The sequence below is a fragment of the Kitasatospora sp. NPDC004531 genome (assembly GCF_053602195.1).
The window spans coordinates 1-6,904 of record NZ_JBSGDD010000168.1; the positions used below are offsets into that span (position 1 = coordinate 1).

Here is a 6,904-nt window from a genome sequence, read left to right on the forward strand (position 1 = left end):
AGCGTGTCGACCAGGTGCCGGAAGTCGTCGGGGGTGCCGAGGCGGGCCGTGGGGGCGTAGAAGCCGGAGACCTGGTAGCCCCAGGAGCCGCCGAACGGGTGCTCCATCACGGGCATGAACTCGACGTGGGTGAAGCCGAGTTCGGCCAGGTAGCCGGGCAGCACCTCGGCGACCTCCCGGTAGGTCGTCAGGTCCGGCCGCCAGGACGCCAGGTGCAGCTCGTAGACCGACATCGGCGCCCGGTGGTGCACCGCAGCCGCCCGCGCCGCCATCCACTCGGCGTCGCCCCAGGCGTGGGTCGAGGCGTGGACGACGGAGGCGGTGTCCGGCGGGCACTGGGCGGCGCGGGCCAGCGGGTCGGCCTTCTCCAGCGCCCCGCCCTGCCGGGTCCGGATCCGGTACTTGTACAGCGCGCCGTCCCCGACGCCCGGCACGAACAGCTCCCACACGCCGGACGAGCCCAGCGAGCGCATCGGGTGCGCGGTGCCGTCCCAGTGGTTGAACGAGCCGATCACCTGCACGCCGGCCGCGTTCGGCGCCCACACCGCGAACGAGGTGCCCGCCACCCCGTCCACCGTGCGCACGTGCGAACCCAGCGCCTGCCACAGCTGCTCGTGCCGGCCCTCCGAGATCAGGTGCAGGTCCAGCTCGCCCAGCGTCGGGGCGAACCGGTAGCCGTCCTCCTGCACCAGCGGCTCGCCGCCCGGATACGTCACCCGCAGCCGGTACTCGGGCAGCCGGTCGATCGGGAGCAGGGCGGTGAACAGGCCGCCCGGGCCGGGGACCAGGGCGGCCTCGCCCAGCGGGGTCTCCAGCACCACGCGCTCCGCGCAGGGCCGCAGCACCCGGACGGCCACGCCCTCCTCGACCGGGTGCGCGCCGAGCACGGCGTGCGGGTCGTGGTGGGCGCCGGCGAGCAGCCGTTCGGTGTCGTCGGGCGGCGGCGGGGCCTCGGGGAGCAGAAGCGGGGCCGTCAGCTGCACGGTCACGGGAGTGGCGTCCTCTCGGGTGTTCAGGCGGGGGGAGGTTCAGCGGCCGGCGGCCAGCCGCTGGATCGCGCGGAGCGGGACGAAGCGCTTGTCGGGGCGGTAGCGGGTCTCGTACACGGCCTCGTAGACGGCCTTGTCGGTCTCGAAGGCGCGCAGCACCGCCGGGTGGCAGTACGGGTCGACCTGCCCGGCGGCGGCGTAGCCGGCGATGAAGGCGCGGCGGCCGCGCAGCGCCCAGGCCCGGGCGCGGCGGCAGTGGTGGATCCGGTCGGCGGGGGACAGCAGCTCGCCGTCCTCGGCGAGCACGGCGGCCAGGGCGTGTTCGGCGGCGTACTCGAAGGAGCGCAGCATGCCGGCGACGTCGCGCAGCACGGGCTGCGGGCGGCCCTGGTCGTCGGCGTCGCCGCCGGGTTCGCCCTCGAAGTCGATGACCTTCCAGCCGGTCTGGGTGCGCAGGACCTGGCCGAGGTGGAGGTCGCCGTGGATCCGCTGGCCGTCGAGGCCGCGGCCCCGGCAGGCGGCGCGGGCGAAGTCCCGGTAGATCTCGGTGATCCGGTCGGTGTGCGCGGCGAGTTCGGGGACCCGGCCGGCGGCGTCGCGCAGCCGGTCGTCGAGCCGGTCGACGATGCCGCAGATCTGCTTCTCGGTCAGCAGGCGGCGGGGGAAGGCCTCGGCGAGCAGGCGGTGGGTGCGGGCGACGGACTCGCCCATGGCGTAGGCGTCGGCGCTGAAGCCGCCGAGGCCGGCGGCGCCCTCGTGGCCGCGCAGGCTGTCGGTGGCGTGCCGGACGGCGAGGTCCCAGCCGTCGCCGTCGGCGGGCAGGAACTCCTGGAGCACGCCGAGCACGTGGTCGGCGACGGTGAGGCGGCCCAGCAGCCGGGGGGTGCTGGTGCTGCCGGCGGCGGTCAGGGCGGTGAGCACCTCGGCCTCCGGGTGGGGGCCGGACTGCGGCTGCCGGAACAGTTTGAGCATCAGCCGGTTGCCGAACACCACGGCGCTGTTGGTCTGTTCGGCCTTCAGCGGGCGCGCGGCGAGGCCGCCGGGGACGGAGCCGGGGCGGGTCAGGGTGAGCAGCGGCGCGCCGGGCCGGGCCCGCTGGGCGCGCTCCAGCAGCAGCGACATCAGCTCGGGGTCGTCGGTGGCCTCGTAGATCCACCAGCCGTCCCAGCGGCCGCCGACCGCCTGGCCGACCATCGCCGCGTCCAGCCGCGGGGCCGGCCGGGGGCGCAGCCCGAGCAGCACCTGGTAGCGGTGGGCGGCGCCGGAGGTGTGCACGGCGGTGAGCAGGGCGTGGACCAGGACGGCGTCGCCGCCGGGGGTCTCCAGCACGGAGTCGGTGACGGGGGAGAGGTCCTGCAGGCAGCCGCTCTCGTGGGTGAACCAGCGGCGGGTGACGAGCCAGGGCCGCAGCGCGGGCAGCAGCGGGCGCAGCAGCTGGTCGCCGCGGAGGGCCGGCCCGGGTTCGGCGGCCAGGCAGGACGCGCAGGCGAGGGTGGGCATGTCAGATGTCCTGACGCAGGGTGAGCAGGTGGGCGGGGGCGACGGCCGGGTCGAGCCGGACGTAGTTGTGCCGGCCCCAGAGGTAGAGCTCGCCGGTCAGTTCGTCGTGGACCTTGGTGTCCTCGGGCAGGTCGAGGGTCACGGTGGCTTCCTGGGCGTGGTGGGGGTCGAGGTTGACCACGCAGATCACCCGGTCCTCCAGGCCGTCCTCGGTGACGGCGGTCTTCGAGAAGGCGAGGATCCGCTCGTTGTCGGTGGGGTGGAAGCGCAGGTCGCGCAGCTGCTGGAGGGCGGGGTGGCCGCGGCGCAGCCGGTTGACGGCGGTGAGCAGCGGGGCGAGGGTGTCGGCGCGGGTCCAGTCGCGGGGGCGCAGCTGGTACTTCTCGGAGTCGAGGTACTCCTCCGAGCCGGGCCCGGCGGCCAGGTTCTCGCCGTGCTCGTAGCCGGCGTAGATGCCGTAGCTGGGGGAGAGGGTGGCGGCGAGGACGGCGCGCAGGGCGAACGCGGCGGGGCCGCCGGTCTGGAGCTGCTCGGGGAGGATGTCGGGGGTGGTGGGGAAGAAGTTGGGGCGCATGTACGCGGCGGCCTCGCCGGTCAACTCGGTGAGGTACTCGGTGAGTTCGGCCTTGTCGTTGCGCCAGGTGAAGTAGGTGTAGGACTGGTGGAAGCCGATCCTGCCGAGGGTGTGCATCATCGCCGGACGGGTGAACGCCTCCGCCAGGAAGATCACGTCGGGGTCGGTGCGGGCGATGTCGGCGAGCACCTTCTCCCAGAAGTTGACCGGCTTGGTGTGCGGGTTGTCGACGCGGAAGATCCGCACCCCGCGGCCCATCCAGAAGCGCAGGATCCGCAGGGTCTCCTTGACGATGCCGTCGAAGTCCTGGTCGAAGTTGACGGGGTAGATGTCCTGGTACTTCTTGGGCGGGTTCTCCGCGAAGGCGATGGTGCCGTCGGGGCGGTGGGTGAACCACTCGGGGTGGGTGCGCACCCAGGGGTGGTCGGGGGAGCACTGGAGCGCGAAGTCGAGGGCGACCTCCAGGCCCAGCGCGCCGGCCTCCGCGACGAAGTGGTCGAAGTCCTCCAGGGTGCCGAGGTCGGGGTGGACGGCGTCGTGGCCGCCGTCGGCGGAGCCGATCGCCCACGGCGAGCCGACGTCGTGCGGGCCCGCGGCCAGGCTGTTGTTCGGGCCTTTGCGGTACGAGCGGCCGATCGGGTGGATCGGCGGGAGGTAGACCACGTCGAAGCCCATCGCGGCCACCGCGGGCAGCCGCTCGGCGGCCGTCCGGAAGGTGCCGGAGACCGGCGGCTGCACGCCGCTGGGGTCCACCACCGCGCCCTCCGAGCGCGGGAAGAACTCGTACCAGGCGCCGAACAGCGCCCGTCTGCGGCTGACCTGCAGCTCGAACTCCTGGGAGCGGCTGACCAGTTCGCGCAACGGGTAGAGGGCCAGGACGGCGCCGACGCGGGGGCGGCGGGCGAGCAGCAGCCGCTCCAGCGGGGGGCGGGCCGGGTCGCGCAGCGCGGCGGCGGTGCCGAGCAGGACGCCGCGGCCCCGGCCGCGCGGGACGTTCCCGGCGGCCCGCTCCAGCAGCTCGGCGCCCTCGACCAGGGTGACCTCGACGTCCACGCCGGCCGGGATCCGGGCGGCGGCGGCGCGCTGCCAGCCGGTCACCGGGTCGCTCCAGGCCTCGACGGTGTAGGTCCAGCGGCCGGGGACGGTGGGGGTGACCTCGGCGCTCCAGCGGTCGGTGCCGGGGGCCTGCTCGCGCATCGGCGTCCACGGTCCGCGGCGGCCGCCCGGGCCGCGCAGCACCACGTTGGCGGCGACCGCCTCCCGGCCCTCGCGGAACACGGTGGCGGAGACCTCGAAGGTCTCGCCCTCGACCGCCTTGGCCGGCCGGCGGCCGCCGTCGACGGCCGGCCGGACGTCGAGCACCGGGATCCGCCCGACCGGCTCCGGCCGATGGCGGACTGCTGAGGCGGCACGGGGGGACAACACGGCGGTACGGGCGGACATGGCGGGACTCCTCTCGGTGGCGGGGACGCGCGGGGGGAGGGGATCAGCGGTGGCCGATCCGGTCGATGATGGTGCGGGCGAAGAGGTGGCAGTGGTTGCCGGTACGGGCGGTCACCAGGTCGTCGTCGACCACCACGTCGCGGTCGACGAAGACGCCGCCCATGTTCCGCAGGTCGCCCAGCAGGTTGTTGTGGACGACGGCCTGCCGGCCGCGGATCACCGAGGGGATCGGCGCGGCCAGCCACATGCCGTGGCAGATGATCCCCTTGACGATCGCCGGGTCGGCGAACGCCCGGCGCAGGAACAGCGCGGCCGGCGGCAGCCGGTCGACGTGCTCGGTGTAGCGCAGCCGGTCGGCGACGATCCCGGACGGGACGATCACCGCCGCGTACTGGCGCAGCCCGAACTCGTCGACGTCCTCGAAGGACTCGCTGACCTCGAACGGCATGCCGTGCTCGTGGCCGCGGAAGACCAGCCGGTCGTTGCCCCACAGCCGGGTGAGGAAGTGGACGCTGCCGCCCTCCTCGGCGAACCGGCGCTGGTAGTAGAGGATCTCGGGCTCGTAGAAGTCGCTCTCCATCAGCACGGCGATCTTCCGGCCGGCCAGCCGGCCGCCGGGCTCGGTCGTGGCGCTCACCGGCCCACCACCAGGTCGATCAGGAACGGCCCGCCGCTCGCCAGTGCCCGGTCGATCGCGGGGCCGACCTGCTCGGGCTTGTCGACCCGGACGGCGGGGACGCCGAGCGAGCGGGAGAGCGCGGCGAAGTCGATCTCCGGGCGGCTCAGGTCGAACAGCTCGGGGAAGGCGTGCGGCTCGATGCCCTGGGTGCCCCAGTACTGGGCGATGTTGTCGTCGAGCAGCTTGTAGCGGCCGTTGTTGCAGATGACGAAGACGGCGCCGATGTCGTAGCGGGCGGCCGTCCACAGGGCCTGGAACGTGTACATCGAGCCGCCGTCGCCGGTGAAGCCGACCACGGTGCTGTCCGGGTTCGCGAGCTTGGCGCCGAGCGCGCCGGGGATGCCGACGCCGAGCGAGCCGCCGCGGGTCTGGAACCACCGGCCGGGGGTGTTCGGCGGCAGGTGGCGGAACAGGCCGGGGGAGCAGGTCAGCGCCTCGTCGAAGAGGATCGCGTCGGCGGGCAGCCGGGCGGCGAGCTCGCGGCCGAAGTCGGCGGCGGTGAGCGTGCCGGCGGCCTCGCGGGCGTCGCGCTCGTCGGCCTCGGCGCGGGCGGCGGCCTTCTCGGCGGCCCAGCCGCGCAGCCGCGTCGAGGCCCGGCCGCGCTGCTCGGGGGTGAGCCGGGTGTCGAGGGCGGCGGCGATCCGGCCGAGCGACTGGCGGGGGTCGGCGAGGATGCCGAGGTCGACGGGGAAGTTCTTGGCGATCGCGCCGCTGTCCAGGTCGACGTGGACCACCGGCGCGCCCGGGGCGAACACCCCCTCCAGGGCCGGGAAGACCTCCGGCAGCGCGTAGGTGCCGACGATCAGCACCGCGTCGGCGGCCGCGGTGACCCGGCGGCTCGACGTGCCGAACATGTGGCCCAACTGGCCCCGGTAGGCGGGGTGGTCGGCGGGCAGGTTGACCTCGGCCCAGTCCGCGCCCCACACCTCGGCGCCCCACACCTCGGCGAGCCGGGCCAGTTCGGCCTGGGCGCCGGAGAAGTGCACGCCGTCGCCGACCACCAGCAGCGGCCGCTCGGCGCCGGCCAGCAGCTCGGCGGCGCGCTCGACGGTCTCCGGCGCGGGGACGGCCGCGGTCTCCAGATAGGAGGTCGGCACCACCGGCTCGTCGGTCTCGGCGTCCAGCACGTCGGCCGGCAGCACCACCATCACCGGGCCGTACGGCGGCGTGGCGGCGACCTTGAAGGCCCGGCGCAGCACCCGCAGCGTGGAGCGGGGGTCGACCACCCGGGTCGCCCACTTGGTGACCGGCTCGGCCATCGCGACCAGGTCGGCGGCCATCTGGGCCTCCATGGCGTCGTACGCCAGCCCGGACTCGCCGACCAGGACGACCAGCGGGGCGTGGCCGCGCTTGGCCTGGTACAGCATGCCGATGCCGTTGCCGAGGCCGACGCCGGAGTGCAGCTGGAGCAGGGCCGGCCGGCGGGTGGCCCGGGCGTAGCCGTCGGCCAGGCCGACCACGGCGGCCTCCTGGAGCGCCAGCACGTACTCGATCTCGGGGAAGTTGCGGAGCTCGTCCAGGAATCCCTGCTCGACCGTGCCGGGGTTGCCGAACATGCGGGTGACGCCGTCGGCCTTGAACTGTTCGAGCATCGCCACCCGTGCGGGCCTGCTGGCCATGCCTGTGCCTCCTCGTGTGAGCTGGGGGTTTCCGGTTCGTGGGGCGGCGGGGAGCAGGACGGGCGCCCGCCCTGCTCCCCGCCGCCGGCGCGGCGTCAGG

Annotated in this window: 5 protein-coding genes; all 5 read right to left on the bottom strand. The window is 74.7% G+C overall.

The window, feature by feature from the left end:
* Window positions 1-989 (bottom strand): GlgB N-terminal domain-containing protein (locus ACWEMJ_RS33260; RefSeq protein WP_452140876.1); only part of this gene is annotated, 989 nt, incomplete at its 3' end.
* A gap of 39 nt (window positions 990-1,028) precedes the next feature.
* Window positions 1,029-2,489, bottom strand: coding sequence for a maltokinase N-terminal cap-like domain-containing protein (locus tag ACWEMJ_RS33265; protein WP_452140877.1), 1,461 nt, complete (start codon window positions 2,487-2,489; stop codon window positions 1,029-1,031).
* Between the two features lies 1 nt (window position 2,490).
* Entirely contained in the window at window positions 2,491-4,506 is a 2,016-nt protein-coding gene (locus ACWEMJ_RS33270; RefSeq protein ID WP_452140878.1) for an alpha-1,4-glucan--maltose-1-phosphate maltosyltransferase, read from the bottom strand.
* Window positions 4,507-4,549: 43 nt separating this feature from the next.
* On the bottom strand, window positions 4,550-5,086 hold the full coding sequence (locus ACWEMJ_RS33275) for a DJ-1/PfpI family protein (protein WP_452140880.1): 537 nt from the start codon (window positions 5,084-5,086) through the stop codon (window positions 4,550-4,552).
* A 53-nt stretch (window positions 5,087-5,139) separates the two neighbouring features.
* The gene (locus ACWEMJ_RS33280) at window positions 5,140-6,804 is read right to left on the bottom strand and encodes a thiamine pyrophosphate-binding protein (protein WP_452140879.1); all 1,665 of its coding nucleotides are present in this window, start codon (window positions 6,802-6,804) and stop codon (window positions 5,140-5,142) included.
* Window positions 6,805-6,904: the final 100 nt, after the last annotated feature.

Excerpts from the sequence above, each read along its gene's own strand:
- ACWEMJ_RS33265 (WP_452140877.1), bottom strand. The coding sequence starts at position 2,489 with ATGCCCACCCTCGCCTGCGCGTCCTGCCTGGCCGCCGAACCCGGGCCG.
- ACWEMJ_RS33270 (WP_452140878.1), bottom strand. The coding sequence starts at position 4,506 with ATGTCCGCCCGTACCGCCGTGTTGTCCCCCCGTGCCGCCTCAGCAGTC.
- ACWEMJ_RS33280 (WP_452140879.1), bottom strand. The coding sequence starts at position 6,804 with ATGGCCAGCAGGCCCGCACGGGTGGCGATGCTCGAACAGTTCAAGGCC.
- ACWEMJ_RS33275 (WP_452140880.1), bottom strand. The coding sequence starts at position 5,086 with ATGGAGAGCGACTTCTACGAGCCCGAGATCCTCTACTACCAGCGCCGG.